Origin of the sequence: Micromonospora echinofusca (genome assembly GCF_017614955.1) — a bacterium.
GTDB lineage: Bacteria > Actinomycetota > Actinomycetes > Mycobacteriales > Micromonosporaceae > Micromonospora > Micromonospora echinofusca_A.
This window is the reverse complement of sequence record NZ_WVUH01000748.1, coordinates 1-423: the sequence shown is the minus strand read 5'-3', so window position 1 is coordinate 423 and position 423 is coordinate 1. Positions and strand designations below refer to the sequence as shown.

The 423-nt window shown below is 66.7% G+C and carries 1 protein-coding gene; it reads left to right on the top strand.

All coding sequences use genetic code 11. From position 1 onward, the window contains the following. The coding region (locus GSF22_RS34210; RefSeq protein ID WP_208817997.1) for a hypothetical protein at positions 1-183 on the top strand (183 nt) is incomplete at its 5' end. Between the last annotated feature and the right edge of the window lie 240 nt (positions 184-423).

Genomic DNA, 423 nt, shown 5'->3' with positions numbered 1-423 from the left:
GTGCTCGATTGCGCGCACCAATCCGGCGCCGAACCGACGGCGGCAGAAGCCCGTGAACAGGCAGTGGCGCTGTTCTGTCGGATGGTCGGCGCGCTGGTGGTCTCCCGCGCTGTCGCCGAGGCCGACCCCGGACTGTCCGACGAAGTCCTGACAGCCAACCGCAAACAGCTCAGGCAGAGGTAAAGCACAGGCTGGTGCGGGTCCGACGGACTGGAAACGTCTCTCCGGCCGGACGGCCTCTCGCCCACCGAGCGCCCAACGTCTGCAAGCGGCCAATAAGGGCTCAGCTGTAGCTCCTGATGCGTAGTATGTTCCGTCTGATGACCCACCGGCGTTGACGGGAACCGACGCACATACTGGGGGCACCGCATGCAAGGTGCGGAGGACCGGCTCGCGCGGCTCGACGAGCGCACCCTTCCCTTC